Origin of the sequence: Parafrankia irregularis, from assembly GCF_001536285.1 — a bacterium.
Classification (GTDB): domain Bacteria; phylum Actinomycetota; class Actinomycetes; order Frankiales; family Frankiaceae; genus Parafrankia; species Parafrankia irregularis.
On the sequence record NZ_FAOZ01000005.1, the window covers coordinates 153,094 to 170,046 of the forward strand.

Consider the following 16,953-nt stretch of genomic DNA (forward strand, 5'->3'; position numbering starts at 1 on the left):
CGCCTGGATCCGCGGCCTGCGCGGGAGTGCCGGACCGACGCCAGGTCACCGAAGTGCCGACGTTGCCTGACGCGGCGCTAAGGCCGGCGCTGGTACCGGCCCAGCGGCAGCACCGTGGGCGGGCCGCCGCTGGCCGGGCTGAGCAGCAGCGCGCCCAGCTGTGAGCGGTCCGGCCTCACCCCGACGTGGTAGTCGCCGGTTGGCAGCTCGGCGCCGAGCGGCACCCGCAGCGCCCGCGGCGGGTCGCCGTCGGCCTGGACGTCCACGACGAGCACGCCGCCCGCGGACCCGTCATGGTGGACCGTGATCAGCTCGCCGGCCAGCTCACACCGTTCCATCGGGACGTCTCCCGCCGAGATCACCCGCAGGCTCCCGCCGGTCAGCCGGCCGGCCAGGACACGGTGGACGCGCAGGCTCACCGTGTGCGGGTAGAGCTCCGTCCCGCGGACCCTCGCCGCGGCGAGCAGCGCGGCTCCCCGGGCAGCCGCGTACTCGGGCTCCGCGACCGGCCACACCGGCACCTGCGCCTCCCCGCCGCCGGCGGCTTCAGCTTCGCCGAGGACGCCCGAGACGTCAGACACGCCGAAGACACCGGAGACATCGGAGACGGCCGAGCCGCCGGGCAGTTCGGCCGGCCAGGCCTCGGCGACCGCTGTCCGGACCGCCTCGACCGCCGACGGCAGGAAGCCGAGGCCGCCGACGACGATCACCTCCGGCCAGGAGGCTCCGCCTCGCGCCACGGCATCCCCGTCTTCCGGCTGGCGCAGGCCTTCCGGCTGGCGCAGGTCAACCCGCCGGCGCAGCAGCCCGCCGACGGCGGCCCGCACCGTCTGGGCGACCGGCTCGAACGCCGCCGCCAGCTGGCCCGCGCGCAGCTCCCGGCCGGGTCCGAAGACCAGCGCGCTGCCGGCGTCCCGGTAGGGATCGGCCGTGGTCCCGACCGGGCCGGCGCCGATCGGCTCCCGGCCGGCACGGGCACCCCGCAGAAACGTCAGGACCAGGTCGTTCTCCGTCCTGATCGGCACCGTGTCGTCACCGGAATCACCGAATGCCCGGGGTCCGACGCGTCCGGCGGGACCGGCGGGACCGGCGTGGCCAGCTCGCCGGACCGCGTCCACGGCGAAACCGCGGCCGGCGTACCCAGGCTGGATCCAGCGTTCCAACAGCCGGACGGTCCCCACGCCCGCCGAGGCCGGGGCGCTACCCGCCGGGACGGCGCCGGCGAAAGCTGTGCTGGCCGAAGCGGTGCCAGCCGGGGCGGTGGCGACCTCGACCAGGGCTGCCTCGACCGAGTCCGCGCCGATGTCACAGACCAGCACGAGGCGCCCCGGGATCCCCGGCCCCCCGTCCACCGCGAGCTGGTCGGCCCGGACGGCCGCGGCGCACACCGCCGTGCTGTGGACGGCGACGGCGTCCTGGGGCAGCCCCAGCCCGGCCGCCAGCGCCTGCTGGAGCCGCGCCCGGACCTGCGCTGCGGAGTCGGTCGCGAAGCAGTCACCGGTCACGGCGACGGCGAGGCCGCCGACGGACCGCAGATCCCACGGGCCGGCCTCACCCGCGATCGTGATCTCGCTGTCCGCGGCCAGCGTCGCGAGGAGGTCCCGCCCGGCCGCCACCGGGCCGCGCGGTCGCGCAGCGGCGGAACCGGTGACCATCCACGCCCCGGCCCGGCCGCCGGCGCCAGCGCCAGGCCCTGCGTCGGTAGCGCGGTCGCGGTCGGTATCGGCGTCGGCGTCGGCGTCGGCGTCCACGATGACGAGCCTGGTGAACTGGGTGCCGAAGTCGACGCCCGCCCGGTGGCCCGGTGGCCTGGCGCTCATCTGGGCGGCCCCGCCACGGCGGCGGCACTCGAACCGGCGGCCCCGCTCCGCAGGAACGAGTCCACCAGTGCTGGGCGAGTGTGATGCAGGGCCCTCAGCAGTTGGGCGAACCGGCCCGGCGGCCCGTGCCGTTCGCCGTAGCGGGCGATCTGCAGCGCGGCCAACAGCGCATCATCCCCATGGACCGCCAGCAGCCGCAGGTCGATCGGCGCGGGACGCGGGGTCGCCAGCGCCTGGAAGACGGCCAGCGGCGGCGGCAGCTGCCCGCTCGGCGGAGTGAGCCAGCGGAGCCACCCGCCCTGCGCGGCGTTCAGCGCCGCGAAGCTGCCCGACCTGGTGAGATGGATGATCCAGGAGACCGCGGCCTCGGGCAGCTCCTGCAGCGCCGCCCGGACGGCCTCTCCGCCGCCGGAAAGCTGCAGCAGCAGGAGCGCTCCCGCGTGCGTGCGTGCGACCCGGTCGTTGTCCCTCCCGTCGCCGCGGATCAGTCGGGCGAGGATGCCGTCGAGGCGCTGGAACGTCTCGAGGCGGTTGGCGAACACGATGGCGTCCTGCAGGTCGGCCATGGTGCCGCCGGAGAGCAGGATCCGCAGGGCGTCGGCCTCCTCGGGCTCCCGGGCGAACCTGCCGGCCATCGCCGCCCGCCGTCGGCTGCGGGCCTTCTCCAGGCTTTTGCTGGCCGGCAGCGGGGAGACGAAGGCAGGGTTCGTGTCGGTGAGCACGTCGAGCAGGTCCTCGGCCTGGTCGACGTCCAGTGGGTCACGCCAGGTGGACAACGCGTGGACCAGGCCGGCGGTGTCCTGGAAGAGGGTGCGGGCCGCCAGCAGGCGGCGGAAGTACTCACGGCCGTAGCCGCTCGGCGGCTCCGCGGCTTCCGGCAGGTCACCCCAGCGAACCAGCAGCCTCGACTGCCCGCTGGAGATCTGCGCCTGGGCGGTGAAGGCCAGCCGGAACGGGGTCGGGTTGTCGGTCGCGGTGGTCACGGCCACCCCGGCGAGCAGACCGGCCGGCAGCAGGGCGAGCACTCCCTCGATGAAGCGCAGGCGCTGCTCGGTGGTCAGGGCCGGCGGGGCGCCGACCACCGACACCGGGCCGTCGAGCAGCCCGGCGGCGACGGCGGCGACCGCGCCGAAGCCGAACGCGTCGACGTCCTGGGCACCCAGGCGCTGGTCGGCGGCGACGAGTTGCAGCCGGCTCGGCCGGGAGCCGGACGACGCCGACGCGGCGGCCGCGAGGCCCAGGCCGGTGATGCCGACCCCCGAATCCAGGAACCGCGCGAGGCCGGTGTGGCAGCACCAGTCCGCGCCGCACACCGCGAGCCGCCCACCGCCGTCACCGAACAGCACCAGCCCGTCGGACGTCCCGCCCGGTGGCCCGTCGCGGCGCACGCCGGGGGTGTACAGCCGGGCGAGCTCCCAGATTCCGCGGCCGTCCGCCGAAGCGGGCTGCGGTGACGGGGCCGGGTCGACCCAGCCGGCGCCGAGCTGGACGCGGGTGCCCGCCGCCAGCCGGGACGACGGGTCGTCTGGCGCCGCCTCGCCGTCGGTGGGCTCCGTGTTCCGGCGGAGCAGCCGGCGGCGGGCTTTGGGCTCGCCGATCAGCCTGCCGAGCCGCTGTCGCTCGTCGGCGCGGCGGTCCGGCCACAGCTCGTCCAGGGCAGCCGTCCAGGTTCTGCGGCGAGCGACGCTGAACGGAGCCCGGTCGGCTTCGGCCCACAGCCATTCCTCGAGCGCCGGTGTCAGCGCCTCGGCCCGGCCGCTCCACCCGGCGAGCCGGACGACGGTCAGCATCGCCGCCTCACCGATCCCGTCCGCGGCACCGACCGCGGTGAGATCCGGGTGGCCGACGGACTCCTGGCTGTTGCCGCCCAGCACGCGGAACGGGCGCAGCACCGCGTCGGTCTGCGGCTGCCCGGCGGCGGCCAGCCACTCCACCAGCTGGAGCAGCCCGGGCACCCCCCGGCTGGCGAAGTACCGCACCAGTACCTGCAGGGTGCGCGCCGGGCTGGCGGCGAGCCCGTTGCGGACCGGGGCCCAGGTCGCCCGGTCCCCGGTCGCCCCTCCGTGCTCCCGGATGATGTCCGCGGCGAGCTCGACCGCGTCCGCCGGCGGCGGGTCGTCGTCCGTTCCCGGTTCCAGCAGCCCGCCGACGATCGCGGCGAACATCGCCTCGGGGGCACCCTGCAGGTGCGAGGCCAGGTCCCGGTATTCCCGCCCACCCGCGGCGCAGAGCCGGACCACGAGGTCGACCACCGCCGGGGCCAGCGCCGGGGCCCAGTGGCGGGCGACCAGGGTGAGGTCCTCCGGCCGGGCGAACGGCAGAAGCAGCGGGACGAGGACGCCGGTCGGGTCCGCCGGCGCGGGCAGGGCGGCCAGGTGCCGCCGGAGGTGCTCCGGGCCTGCCCTCCCGGCGGCGAACCGGGTGGCCAGGTCCAGCGCGGCGGTCTCCGTGAGAGCCTGGAAGATCTCCCCGGGCCGGCTGAAACTGCGCGGTGTGGTGTCCTCGGCAAGCCATCCCAGGACTGTGCGCAACCCGCCGTCGCCGTCGCCGTGGCTGTGGTCGTGGCTGTGGTCGTGGCCGAGCCCGTGGTCTCGGGCGGGGGCGAGCCCGTTGTCACGGCCCGCGTCGTGGCCGAGCCCGTGACCGGCGCCGTGGTCGGCCGGCCGGTTGCCGTCGATCAGGTAGGCCAGCAGGGAGGCGTAGCGGGGAGCCCATTCGTCGTTCGGGTTCGGCGGGCCGAACCGCGGGGGTGCCGTCGGGTCGACCAGCCGGCCGGTGCCGCCGAGGTCCTGTCCGAACGCGACGCGCAGCCGGTGGCTGGTCGCGACGTCGACCCAGGTACCGGCGGCGAGAGCGCCCTCGGCGCCGGCCGGCAGCAGCGCGGCCACCAGATCGAGAAAGGCGATCCGGGCCGAATGGGTGGCCAGCTCGGGTACGGGACGCACCACGACCGGACCGTCCAGTGCCAACGCGGCGGTGACGACCGCGCCGCGCAGGAAACGCAGGGCCGGGCTGGCCAGTGCACCCGCGCGGCGAGGCGGCGACGCGGCGGGGCGCAGGGACAGCGCCTGGCCGCCCGTGACCTCGGGAAGCCGGCGCAGCTGGCTCACGGTCGCCACCCGCACCGCCTCGTACAGCGCCGTGAAACTCCCCAGGTGACGGCGGAAGTCGTCCAGCGGCAGGCAGAAGAAGCGGGTGGGGATGACGACCCGGCCGGTGGCGTCGACCGCCATGGCCGGGTCCGCGGGCCATTCGCGGATCGCGACTCCCACGTAGGGCGTCTCGCCGGACGTCGCGGCGGTGAAGGTGATCCACGGCAGCGCGTCCGGCTCGCCCGCGCGCTCACCGGCCGGCGAGCCGGGCGAGAAATGCTGGATGATGCGTTCCAGCGTCGCCGGTCGAAGCCGGGCCCCGCCGGCGCACAGGATCTGGTAGTCCTCGCGCTGCCCGGGCTCCTTGCCCAGCAGCGCCCATTCGAAGCCGACGGTGCCGGTCACCGGCGCTCCCCGTTGATCCGGGTCACCAGGCCCACGACCGGCTCCAGGACGTTCATCGGCGCCACCCGGCCGCGGATGCGGGGCACCCCACCGGTCATCACGATGTTCGAGTAGTCGACGGGGTTGAACCGGCCGTCCGGGCCGACGAACAACCCGATGGAGGAAGTCGCGTAGAAGCGAACCCGCGACGGGTCGAAGAATCCGCCGATCGCGTCTCGTAGATGGGAGGCGCCGGTCGATCTGTTGCAGAGCTGATCGAAGTAGCGATGGGCGACATCGCTCTCAATCCTGGGCGGCCCCGATCCGTTGGCCAGCGTGTTGAGCCTGCCGTCCAGGGCGACCCCGAGCACCCGGGGGTCGTCGAACTTCGTGACGCAGACGGCGAGGTGGTGCGGCAGCAGCCCACCCCGGCTTCGCCCCGCGGTGCGGACCTTCTCGAGCACACGGTTGATCATGGCATCGAAATAGGCGTAGTTGTCGCCGTCCGCGCGGTCCCGCTCCCGGATCGGGTCGAAGAGAAGGACGATCCCGTCGCAGCGGACCAGGTGGTCGACAAGCTCCTCGTGCTGCGCCGCGCCCCGGTCCGGAGGGCGGCGAGCCGGGGTCGGCGCGCTGGTCTCGTCGTCGTCGAACCTCAGCCCGTCGTCCTCGACGCCACCGCCACCGCCACCGCCACCGCTGCCGCTGCCGCTGCCGCCGTCCAGGGTGCTGATCTCACTGCCACCGCTTCCACCGCCCCGGTAGTACAACGCACCGGAGACGTCCAGGAAGTCGAGGGTGAAATCGATCGGCGGCGTGCGCTCAGGCCTCGGCCGCGCGGGACTCGAGCCCGGCCGCAGCACGCGGCCCTCGAAGATGAGCCGCAACGGTGTGTTGGCCAGCGTCGCCGGCGGGAAACGATGGTCCTGGACCAGGGTGCTCCGCAGCCTTTCCAATGCGCTTCCGGTCGCCCGGTCCGCGCTGGTGATGGTCCACCGGACGTGTCTGCCTCCCGGTTCGCGGGGCTTGTGCTGGATGGCGGCGAGCTGCATGGCGGCCATCAGGGTCGTCTTCCCGCTGCTCGTCGCTCCCCAGAGCCCGAGGCGCACCCGGCCCCGGGGCGACGGGCGCGGGCCCGCCGGCGGACGCGTCAACGCGGGCCACCCGGCGACGCGACGCCCGACGCCGACGCCGACGCCGGTGCCAGCGGCAGCGGCAGCGGCTGCCCGGCGGACCCGGCGAACAGCCCCAGCGCGTCGGCCACCTCCTGCGCGGAAGCCGTCTCGAGCAGGAGCAGCGCGTCCGCACCCAGCACCCGCCAGACCGCACCGGCCCCGGACGGACCACCGGCACGGCCACCGCCAGCCACACCGAAACCGAAACCGGCTCCGGCTCCAGCGCCGGAGCCGGCAAGGAACGCTTCCTGCCCGCAAACGGCCACCCGACGCGGGGGCTGCACAGTGGCCAGGCTGTCCATGAGTGTTCTCCAGTCGTGCCGGTCCAGGCAGGGAAGCGTAAGGTCATCGGTTCGCTGCCTCGGTGGATGCGGAGGCCTGGCGGCGACGGTCACCAACGCGCGGGCAGCCCCCGGCCGCCACGGCAGCCGGGCCGCCACGGCCAGCGCGTCCTCCAGCGGGGCGGCGAGGTCGTGCTGGGGAACGCTCGGGCCCCACTCCCGCAGCGCCACCCGGACCTGCAGGCCCGCTGCCGGCCCGACGGTCCGCACCACCTGCCCCTGGTCAGGCCACCCCTGGCCCAGGTAGTCGTGGTCGTCGTAGCCGAGCACCACGAAGCGGACCGCGTCGGCGTCGGGATGCTCGGCCACGACCAGGGCGATCAGATCGTCGACCAGCCCCAGTCGGCGCAGCACGTCCTGCGCCGTTCCCGCCATCTCCACCAGGCAGACCACGTCCACCGGGTCCGCGCCGTAACGCTGCGGGACCCGGGCCAGCAGCTCCGGCCAGCCCGGATTGTGCACCCGGATTCCGGCCGGTTCGAGGAAGCGGATCCGGCCCGGCCCATCCAGGGCGAACCGCAGTCGCAGGTCGGCCCGCGGGGTCGCCGCGGCCCAGCCGACCGTGATCGGTGCCCAGCCGTCCGGATGCGGTTCGGCACCGGCCACCCCGCCCGCGCCGGCCACCCCGCCCGCGACGATCACCAACGCCAGCTCGGGCGGGGCGGCGGCCGGCACCGAGACGGTGATCTCGGCGGTGGGAGGCTGCCCGTCGGCGATGACGGTGCCAGGCGGGAAGAGCATCCGGGTGGTGAGGCGCACCCCGCGGGTGACCCGGTCGACGTCCGCCACGACCAGCCCGTAGCCGACGGCGAGCGGCAGCTGCCGGCGCGAGGCCTCGAGTGCGGTGGCGAAGGGCTCCCGGGGCCGGGCCCGGGCCTGCTGGACCGCGGGCGGGCCGTCGGCCCGGCGCGACCCGGCAGCCCGACCCAGCTCGCCGGCCAGGGCGTCCGCGACCTGGCTGGTCACCGGCCAGTCGACCGCCGGCCGGATCAGCAGGATCTCGGTGGCCAGCGTCTCAGCCACCGCTGCGAGCACCGGCACCAGCGAACCGAGCGCGATGTCCTCCTCCAGACCCGCCGCGAGGCGCAGGCGGCGGGCGTCGGGGTCCGTGGGCAGGGCTGGCAGCAGGTCCGGCCAGGCCCACTCCCGGGCGGCCGCCAGCCGGCCGGGCTGCCCGTCGGAGCCGGTCGTCAGGGTGCTGACGACGACGGCGTCGGGCCGCAGCTCGATGACCGCGATCCGCGTGGGGCCACCCGAGGCCATCCGCCGCAGCAGCGGGCCGAGCACGATCTCGGGCTCGCGCAGACCCGGCCGGTCGGCCGCCGCGGCCGCCGGGGTGGCGGCCCGTTCGGCCAGCTCAACCAGCTCGGCGGCGAGTTCCGTGGCGGTGCTGTCCCCGCCGCGGATGAACGCGGCGAGACGGACCGGCAGATCGGGGTCGGGCTGCTCCGCCGCGGCCAGCACCCGGGCGGCGGACCGCAGGTCGTGGCTGCGCCTGGCCTGGGCCAGCCGGGTGTCGAACGCCTTTCGCAGCTGTGCCGTGATCTCGCCGAGCACATGGGGGCTCCGCAGCTGCCAGCCGCACCGCGGGCAGGCTGTGTCCCGCTCCGCCACCCGCCGCCGGCACACCGGGCAGCCCACCGCGGCCTCGGCCGCGCTCCAGCTCACCGCGTCGTCGTCCCTCATGAGTCGTCGAAGTCAGCCGCCCGGCCGGATCCCCGTCACGAACCGGCGGTACACACCCGCCGGTCTCGCCCGCGGGCCGCGGGGCCCGGGCCCTGCGGCCCGCGGGCCCGGTCACGCCTGGCTGGTCAGTTCCGCCACTGGCCGTAGCCGTTGCCGGAATCGCCGTCGAAGAACGGGCCTGAGGGCGGGATCGGCTCGTTGCTCGGGTAGGGCTGGTACTGCTCCCCGCTGGGGTGCTGCCCGCTGGAGACCTGCTGCAGCCCGATTCGCCCCAGCAGGTTGTCGAGCCGCGACCGCCGGGGTGGCGGGACCGGCCGCACCGGAGCGGGGCGCCGGGTCGAGAACGCCGTCGGATCCATGTAGGCCTGCGGGTTGCGCCTCGCATCCCGGGTCATCCGGCGTTTGAGCTGGTTGAGGGCGGCCTCGCTGGCATGCTCGGCCGCCTCGGTCTGTATCTCCACGCCGATGGCCCGCCGTCGGTGCAGCCCGGCGTTCGCCATGATCGCCGCCGCCCGCCGGTGCCGGATGCGCTCCTCCTCTGCCCGCAGCCGGCTCTTCCCGTCGAGGGCGACCGCCTGCTCGTAGTCGTTCGCCGGGCCGACGGAGATGATGAACTTGACGATGATCGGCAGGCACTCGATCGCCGTGATGAACAACAGCAGGAACCGGTGCGCGAGGCCCAGGGCCGGCCGGTGCGCGGTCAGGTTGTCCAGCGCCTCGATGCGGATCAGCAGGCCGTTCTCCTTGCCGTTCTCCTTGCGGAAGTTCTCGATGGCCGCCGTGCGCGCCGTCCTGAGGTCCGTGAGCTCCGTCTCGACCGTCTTCAGCCGGCCCTTCGCGGTGTTCTGCGCCGCGCCCCTGGTGTCGGTGGCCTTCGACCGCGCGGTCGCCTGCGCGGTGGTGAGCTGGCCGTTCAGCACACTGAGCTCATCCCGGTACCGGTCCCGGAGCGCCACCTTCTCCGTGTAGGCCGGGCCGCGGCCGACCTTGCCGCTGCCGCAGGTCCCCTCGTTCTCGCAGATGACAGCCTGCTCGGCGGCGTCGTACTGCTCCTGCTTGGCATCGACCAGCTTCTGTATGCGCGCGACGTCGGGGTCCGTGCTGACGTCCACGGTGTCGGTGCTGGTGTCGATCGTGGCCTGCAGCGTTTTCTGTTCCGCTTCCAGCGCCTTGATCCGCGTGCCGCGCTCGTCGGTCTGCGTGGTGGCCAGGAATTCGCTGTCGCGCTCGCTGCGCATGAGCGAGAGCTCGGTCGTGATCTCCGCCTCGAAGATTCGCAGCACGAGCGGCGTCGAGATCACGACGCCGATCAGTATCGCGAGGGCGAGCCGGGGAATCGCGATCGGCAGAATCTGATACCAGTGGTCCCGGCGCTGCATCGAGACGACCAGCCACCGGTCGAGGCTCATGATGGCGAAACCCCAGGCCACCCCGAGAAGCAGATAGAAGAACGGGCTCAGGCCCAGCGCCATCCGTAGCGCGAAGGCGCAGGAGATACCAGCCATGGTCGACGTGGTGAGCACGGCGGCGCCGATGCCCACGTACTTCGGGACGTCGGAGGGAAAACGATCCAGAATATCGGTGTTGGCGCCGGAGAGCCACAGCAGCACCCGGGTCGGACGCGACCGGCGCCTGCCACCCTCCGCCCACGGGTCCTCGTCAGGCAGACCGCCCGGCCAGGAACCCCCGGAAAGCCCTGACCCCCGGTCCTGCGAAAAACTGTCGTTCGACATGACGCTCCCCGTTTACGCCATCTGTCGGTGTGGGTGGCCGGTGGCCCGCCCAGCCCGATGTTTCGCCCAGCCCGATGTTGAGGTGCCCCTCAGAGCCCCGCCCGCATTACCCCGCGGCCGCAGGGGCCGGCGGGATGTGTGCCGGCACCCGCCGGCCGGCGGCCTTGCCGCGCCACCCGACCACTCCCCTCCCCCGCGGGCCCGCCGCGGGGCGACCAACCATCGCTCCCGTGCAGGCAGCTTCAGACCGATGCGGCTCAGGTGTACGCAGCTCAGGCCGATGCACCCGACACCCGCATACCGACTCTCGGAATGAACGTACCGCACACCGCGGGCAAATCACAGCCGAGGCCGGGGCGCGAGCCCGGCCTATAACCGGGCCAGCAGGCAGAGCCTTTGCCTCATAGCAACCAAGGTTGGCCGCGAGGCCGACAACCACGCACCCGCTACACCTCCGCCCACGGTTGCCCTCTCTTTGGGAAATCCACCGGGCTACGGACCGGAAGACCACGGCATCAACCGGCCGGCGGGCCTGCGAGCCACCCCGGACAGGCTCTGGCCAGCCTCCGAGCAAGCCCCGGACAGGGCCCGGCCAGCCACTATGATGGCTGCACTATGACGGGGGCGAACGACCACGAGGCGAACTGGTCTAACCACTACCTGCTCGCTAATTTGGAGCAGCGCCGTGGGTGGCTCAGGTCGGCGATACCAGCTGCGGTAAAAGCGCGGCGACCGGAGATCGCCCTGGGCCCCGAACTGGGCTCGGGTGGGTACGGGCTGGTGCTGGAGGCAACCCAGAAACAATTGAATCGCCGGGTTGCCGTCAAGGGAATTATCGGCGTGACCGACGAGGCGCAGCGACTGGCCGAGCTTAATCATCCGCATGTGGTGCAGGTATACGACTCGTTCAGCCAGATCTTCGGGCAGCACCACCTGCAGGTGGTCGTGATGGAATATCTTCCGGGTGCCACCCTGAACGGGCGGCGCGAGCGGCTCTCGCCCGAGCAGTCATGCGCGGTGGGGCTTGCGGCCGCCGCCGGGCTGAACCACGCCCACCAGAGACTGCTGCACCGCGACATCAAGCCCGCGAACATCATGTTCGCCGAGGACAACACGTTGAAGGTCGGCGACTTCGGGCTCGCGAAGTCATATGTGGGCCAGGCCGTCCACACCGACAACGTGGTCGGCACCCAGGCCTACATGGCACCCGAGCAGATCACCGCGGGGAAGCTCACCCCGGCGACCGACATCTACGCCCTCGGTGTCGTGCTTTACCAGCTCCTGACCGGTCGGCTCCCGTTCGGCCCCAAAGGGAACATCGCGCGGCCGGAAACCGGGACCGGGGACCAGCCGCCGGCGATGGGCACCGTGGACGACCGGATCGCCCGGGTCGTCCTGCGCACCCTGGCGAGAAGGCCCGGCGACCGCTACTCCAGCGCCGCCGAGCTTGCCCTGGCCCTGGCCCACGCCGCCACCGACGCCTACGGCCCCGGCTGGGCCGACAAGGCACGCACGGGCCTCCCGCTGCATCTGACGGACCTGCCTGAACTGATCGAGATCCTTCGCCCCACCGGGCCCAACGTCATCAGGACCCCACGCCTGAACCGTTCGGACACGTCTCGCGGCTCTGACCCGCGAGCTCTGGGGGCCCCGCTGCGCGGCCACGAGAAGCCGGTGCACGCGGTGGCGTTCTCCCCGCGCGGGAAGATCCTCGCCAGCGCGGGCGCCGATCAGCGCATCCAGCTGTGGGACCTCACCGCCCCCGTCAGCCCCCGGCCCCTCGGCGGGCCGCTGCAGGGCCACGACGGCACCGTCCTGTCGCTGGCCTTCTCCCCGAGCGGCAGCATCCTGGCCAGCGCCGGCGCGGACCGGACGGTCCAGCTGTGGAGACCGACCGGCCCGACAGCACTGCGCCTTTCCGGCCGGCAACCGCTCGCACACGCCGGCCAGGTCAGCTCGGTGGCGTTCTCGCCCAACGGGCGGATCCTCGCCAGCGGCAGCAGGGACACCGCGATCCGGCTGTGGGACGTCACCGATCCCACTGCCCCGCGGCCGGTCGGCGAGCCACTGCTGGGCCACCAGGGCTCGGTGTGCTCGTTGGCGTTCTCCCGGAGCGGGCGCATCCTCGCCAGCGGCGGGGCCGACCAGAGGATTCGGCTGTGGGATCTCACCGAGCCGACCAACCCCCAGCTCATCCACGACCGGCTCGGCAACCAGTTCGGCCAGGTGGACGCGGTGGCGTTCTCCCGGCGTCGCGACACCCTCGCCGGCGCGAGCGCCGGCGCCACGAGGGTCGGCAGGGCGACGGTGACGTTGTGGGATGTGGCCGATCCGGCCGATCCGCGGTCGCTCAGCCAGCCGATGCGGGGCCGCGGGCGCGCCGGGGTGAACGCGATGGCCTTCTCACCCGTCGCGGAGATTCTCGCCGCCGCGGCCTTCGACAAGGTCGTGCGCCTGTGGCACACGACCAATCCGGCCGCGCCCCAGCCCCTCGGCGAGCCACTGCGCGGCCACACCGACCGGGTGCGCTCGGTGGCGTTCGGCCCGCAGGGCGACATCCTCGCCAGCGCCGGCGAGGACGGCACGGTACGCCTGTGGACGAGGTTCACCACGACGGCCCCGCCGCGGCGGGGCTGAGGCCCCTGCGCGCCTTTGCCGGGACACTCCTTTGCCGGGACACTCCCGTCAACCAGATGGTTGACGTAGCCGCCCACCCGCTCTACCTTCATCCTCAACCAACCGGTTGAGGTTAGATGGGGTGATGGTGGATCAGCTGTCACGGCTCTTCTCAGCCCTCACCGACCCGACGCGGCGGGATCTCGTCGCCCGGCTCACGGCGGGCGACGCCACCGTCGGCGAGCTCGCCGCGCCCTACGACATGAGCATCCAGGCGGTCTCGAAACACCTGAAAGTCCTTGAACAGGCGGGCCTGGTCAGCCGCACCGGCCCCGGCCACCGCAGCCCCGTCCACCTGGAGGCGCAGGTGCTCGATCTGATGACGGGCTGGATCGAGCGCTACCGCCGCCAGGCCGAGCAGCGCTACCGCCGCCTCGACGCGGTGCTCGCCGCGCTGAACGACCCCGCGGCGGCCGACCCGTCCCACATCGCCGGCGAGAAGTCGGCCTGAGAAAGGGAAAAGACTGATGAGCACCAGCAGCAGTGCCACGACCGCCATCGAGACGACCCGGATCGAGGCCGACCCGAACGTGCCGTTGATCCGGCTCACCCGGGATTTCGTCGCCACGCCGGAGCAGCTGTTCCGCGCGCACACCGACCCCGACCTGTTCGCCCGCTGGGTCGGGCCGGACGGGATGGTCACCACCATCGAGCACTGGGATGCCAGCAACGGCGGGAGCTGGCGCTACGTCGCGCGCCGCGACGGCCTGGACTTCCGTTTCCGCGGCTGTTTCCACGACGTGCGCCCCAACCGGATCGTCCAGACCTTCAGCTTCGAGGGCGAGCCGGACCACGTGGCGCTGGAGACGATCTGGTTCGAGGATCTCGGTGACGGCCGGGCCCGGCTGCACGCCCAGTCGCTGGTCGACAGTTTCGACGGCCGCGACGCCTGGCTGCGCAGCGGAATGGAGACCGGCATCAACGAGGGCTACGCCAAGCTGGCCGCCCTGGTCTCCTCAGGCACCGTCTGAACCGGGAACCAGCCGGGCGAAGGGACGACATCCATGACCGAGAACTCCACGCTCTCCGTTTCACCTGCCGGGCTCTCACCCGCCGAGCGCCATCGGCTGATCGCGGGCGCGTTCACTGACCGGGTGCTCGGCACCCGCGACTGGGACGCCCCCACACCCGTCGCCGGGTGGGCCGCACGAGACGTGGTCCGGCACCTGTGCGAGTGGTTCGCCGGCTTCCTCGAAGCCAGCGGCGGACCGGCGCTGCCCCACGGCCCGTCCGTCGACGACGACCCGGCAGGTGCCTGGCAGGTGCACGCCGGTGCCGTTCAGCAGCTCCTCGACGACCCCGCCACCGCCGCCCACATCCTGCGCAACCCGCACGTGGGCGAGCTGTCGGTCACCAACGCGACCGACATGATCTACACCGCCGACGTCTTCATGCACACCTGGGATCTCGCCCGGGCCACCGGGCAGGACGACCGGCTCGACCCCGCCTTCTGCGCCCAGCTCGTCGACGGAATGGCGCAGATGGAGGACGTCCTGCGGTCATCCGGGCAGTACGGGCCGGCGGTCGCCGTGCCCGCGGGCGCCGACGCCCAGACCCGCCTGCTCGGGTTCATCGGCCGCGACCCGCACTGGCGGCCCGAACCGTCCTGAGCCCTCCGAGTCCCCTGAGTCCCCTGAGCAACGGACGTCCGGGGTCCCGGCTCACACGCGCGGCGGCGCGGGAGCGCGAGACTGACGACCGTGGCGGGAGACGGCGAGGCCGGGTGGGCGCGGTCGAGGATCTCGGTGCCGCGCCCGCAGGGCGGGCCCGGCCGGGCGATCGCGCAGCGGCTCACGCTGGCGGCACTCATCCTGCTGGGGACCGTGGTCGTGGTCTACCTGGGGCGCGACGGCTACGCCGACAACCAGGGAAGCCCGCTGAGCCTGCTGGACGCCGCCTACTATGCGACCGTCAGCCTGTCGACGACGGGATACGGCGACATCGCGCCGATCACGCCGAGCGCTCGGCTGGTGAACGTCCTGGTGATCACCCCGGCCCGGGTGATCTTCCTGATCCTGCTGGTCGGCACCACCCTGGAGGTGCTGACCGAGCGCTCGCGGGAAGCCATCCGGGTCGGGCGGTGGAGGCGGCGGGTGGATCAGCATGTGGTGGTCGTCGGCTACGGGGTGAAGGGGCGCAGCGCGGTGCGGGCGCTGCGGGCCGACGGCGTGCCCGCGGATCAGATCGTCGTCGTCGACCCGGACCAGCACGCGCTCGCCGAGGCGGGCCGCGACGGGCTCACGACCGTCGTCGGCTCCGGCACCCGCACGGCCGTGCTGCGCGAGGCGTTGACCGAACGCGCCCGGGCGGTGATCATCTCGACCGACTCCGACGAGGCGAACGTGCTGATCACGCTCACCGTCCGGGACCTGGCACCGAACGCGGTGGTCGTGGCGGCCGTCCGCGAGGCGGAGAACATCCCGCTGCTGCGCCGCGGGGGCGCCGACCAGGTGGTGACCAGCTCGGACGCCGCCGGCCGGATGCTGGGGCTGGCGACCCGCAGCCCCCGGGTCGTCGACGTGTTCGAGGATCTGCTGACGTCCGAGGTGGGGCTGCGGCTCACCGAGCGTGCCGCGGCCGAGCAAGAGGTCGGCCGCGGGCCCCGGGAATGCCTGGATCCGGTTCTCGCCCTCGTCCGCGCCGGCCGCCTGATCCGCTACGACGAGCCGGAGGCGGCGCCGATCCGCCGCGGCGACCGCCTGATCACGGTTCGCGACGTCGGCGATCATCCCGACCCGGGCGGCACCGGCTGAGGGCTGCGCGCCGGGTCAGGGCGCCGCCTCGGCGTCGGTCCGGGACAGGTGCGCCAGGGTGGTGGCGGCGTAGAAGGCGTCGTAGTTGTGGACGACCGCGGCCGGGTTCCCGTGCCGGGCGGGGGCACCCAGCCCCAGCGCCGCCGGCGGGAGGGCCAGCCGCCGGTTGACGATGAACGGCACGGCGAGCTCGCCGAGCGCGCCATGCGACCGCAGCGCGTGGTCGAGCGCCGGGCCGAACTGTGCGGTGACGCAGCCGTGCCCGAAGTTGCGCACGGAGGCTCCGACGGCCCGGTCGTCACGCTCGACGACGACGACCGACTGCCCACGGGTGTGGGCGTCGAAGGCGTGAGCCAGCCCGACGATGCCGGCGCCGACCACCACGACGTCCGTTCGAACGCCGTCCAAACCTGTCATGAGAGGCAGGGTCAGCCACGCTCCACAGCCTGGTCAACAGGCCGGAAATGACGTCGTCGAGAGTTCGTTTCTCGTTAGCACACACTCGAACTGGCACTGCGCCCGGCCGACGAACATGCCAGCACGGTGCTGAACGTCCCGCCGGGAGTACCGGTCGTGCAGGTGCTGCGGCTGCGTTACCTGGACGGTGAGCGCGCGATGCTCGAGCGCGGCACGTTCGTCGAGCACGTCGGCCGGCACCTGTTCGACTTCGACACCAGCTCGGGGTCGATGTGGGCGCACCTGATCTCCCGCAGGGTCCGGTTCGCCACCGCCTCACACGTCATCGACGCGGTCGCCGCCGACCCCGTCGACGCGCTGCACCTGGGCGTGACCGCAGGGGCCCCGCTGCTCCGCCAGCAGCGCACCGCCCGCGACCCCGACGGCGAGGTCCTCGAATACCACGACGACCGGTACCTGCCCGCGGTGGTCAGTTTCACCCTCGAGAACACCTTCGACGCGCGCTGCGCGCTCGTCCGCAAGGCGGCCGCGACTCCGACCCGCTGAGCCTGGAGGGCACCCTTGACCGCCCCCTCGATCGCGCCGTCGATCGCGCCGTCGATCGCGCCGTCGATCGACCTGGTCGTCCTCGACATGGCCGGCACCACCATCGACGACGGGCAGGAGGTCTACCGCGTCCTCGGGGAGACGGCGGCCGGCGCCGCCAGCCCTGCCCCTCGATTCTCGGCCACGAGACCGTCGGCGAGATCGTCGCGCACCCATCGAGGCTCCCGCACAGCATCGGCAATTCACCTCATGAGGCACAAAAAGGGCGCAGGGCTGCCTGGTGACCCGCAAGAAGGAAGGATTGTGGTCGTCGGAACGACCAGAACCGTT

12 protein-coding genes are annotated in these 16,953 nt (G+C 73.3%); 6 read left to right on the plus strand and 6 right to left on the minus strand.

The window, feature by feature from the left end:
- Positions 1–77: 77 nt before the first annotated feature.
- From AWX74_RS09825 to AWX74_RS09845, 5 genes are all read right to left on the minus strand, one after another.
- Positions 78–1,820, minus strand: coding sequence for a hypothetical protein (locus tag AWX74_RS09825; protein WP_091274029.1), 1,743 nt, complete (start codon positions 1,818–1,820; stop codon positions 78–80).
- Positions 1,817–5,317 (minus strand): hypothetical protein, encoded by a 3,501-nt coding sequence (locus AWX74_RS09830; RefSeq protein WP_242666156.1) that lies wholly within the window; start codon positions 5,315–5,317, stop codon positions 1,817–1,819. The genes AWX74_RS09825 and AWX74_RS09830 overlap by 4 nt, the downstream gene beginning before the upstream one ends.
- Positions 5,314–6,450 carry a hypothetical protein gene (locus tag AWX74_RS09835; protein ID WP_226931277.1) on the minus strand — a complete coding sequence of 379 codons (1,137 nt, stop codon included), beginning with the start codon at positions 6,448–6,450 and terminating at the stop codon, positions 5,314–5,316. The genes AWX74_RS09830 and AWX74_RS09835 overlap by 4 nt, the downstream gene beginning before the upstream one ends.
- Positions 6,447–8,498: a hypothetical protein gene (locus AWX74_RS09840; RefSeq protein WP_091274034.1), complete on the minus strand. Its 2,052-nt coding sequence runs from the start codon at positions 8,496–8,498 to the stop codon at positions 6,447–6,449. Before AWX74_RS09840 ends, AWX74_RS09835 begins: the two co-directional genes overlap by 4 nt.
- A 125-nt stretch (positions 8,499–8,623) precedes the next feature.
- On the minus strand, positions 8,624–10,231 hold the full coding sequence (locus tag AWX74_RS09845; protein ID WP_091274037.1) for a DUF4407 domain-containing protein: 1,608 nt from the start codon (positions 10,229–10,231) through the stop codon (positions 8,624–8,626).
- Between the two features lie 615 nt (positions 10,232–10,846).
- On the opposite strand from AWX74_RS09845, the gene AWX74_RS09850 reads away from it, so the two are divergent.
- The 5 genes from AWX74_RS09850 (at position 10,847) to AWX74_RS09870 (ending at position 15,660) form a co-directional block, all read left to right on the plus strand.
- Positions 10,847–12,868, plus strand: a complete 2,022-nt coding sequence (locus AWX74_RS09850; protein ID WP_091274040.1) for a WD40 repeat domain-containing serine/threonine protein kinase — start codon at positions 10,847–10,849, stop codon at positions 12,866–12,868.
- Positions 12,869–12,992: 124 nt separating this feature from the next.
- Entirely contained in the window at positions 12,993–13,358 is a 366-nt protein-coding gene (locus tag AWX74_RS09855) for an ArsR/SmtB family transcription factor (protein ID WP_054564846.1), read from the plus strand.
- Positions 13,359–13,374: 16 nt separating this feature from the next.
- Positions 13,375–13,878 carry an SRPBCC domain-containing protein gene (locus AWX74_RS09860; RefSeq protein ID WP_091274042.1) on the plus strand — a complete coding sequence of 168 codons (504 nt, stop codon included), beginning with the start codon at positions 13,375–13,377 and terminating at the stop codon, positions 13,876–13,878.
- Positions 13,879–13,911: 33 nt separating this feature from the next.
- Positions 13,912–14,517 carry a TIGR03086 family metal-binding protein gene (locus AWX74_RS09865; RefSeq protein ID WP_091274045.1) on the plus strand — a complete coding sequence of 202 codons (606 nt, stop codon included), beginning with the start codon at positions 13,912–13,914 and terminating at the stop codon, positions 14,515–14,517.
- A 135-nt stretch (positions 14,518–14,652) separates the two neighbouring features.
- Positions 14,653–15,660: a potassium channel family protein gene (locus tag AWX74_RS09870; RefSeq protein WP_091274048.1), complete on the plus strand. Its 1,008-nt coding sequence runs from the start codon at positions 14,653–14,655 to the stop codon at positions 15,658–15,660.
- Positions 15,661–15,675: 15 nt separating this feature from the next.
- On the opposite strand, the gene AWX74_RS09875 is transcribed toward AWX74_RS09870, so the two are convergent.
- A complete protein-coding gene (locus tag AWX74_RS09875) occupies positions 15,676–16,068 on the minus strand; it encodes an FAD-dependent oxidoreductase (RefSeq protein WP_242666157.1) in 393 nt (130 codons plus the stop codon).
- A 99-nt stretch (positions 16,069–16,167) separates the two neighbouring features.
- Here AWX74_RS09875 and AWX74_RS09880 point away from each other — a divergent pair, with 99 nt between their 5' ends.
- A complete protein-coding gene (locus AWX74_RS09880) occupies positions 16,168–16,623 on the plus strand; it encodes a UTRA domain-containing protein (RefSeq protein WP_091274055.1) in 456 nt (151 codons plus the stop codon).
- The last annotated feature ends 330 nt before the right edge of the window (positions 16,624–16,953 follow it).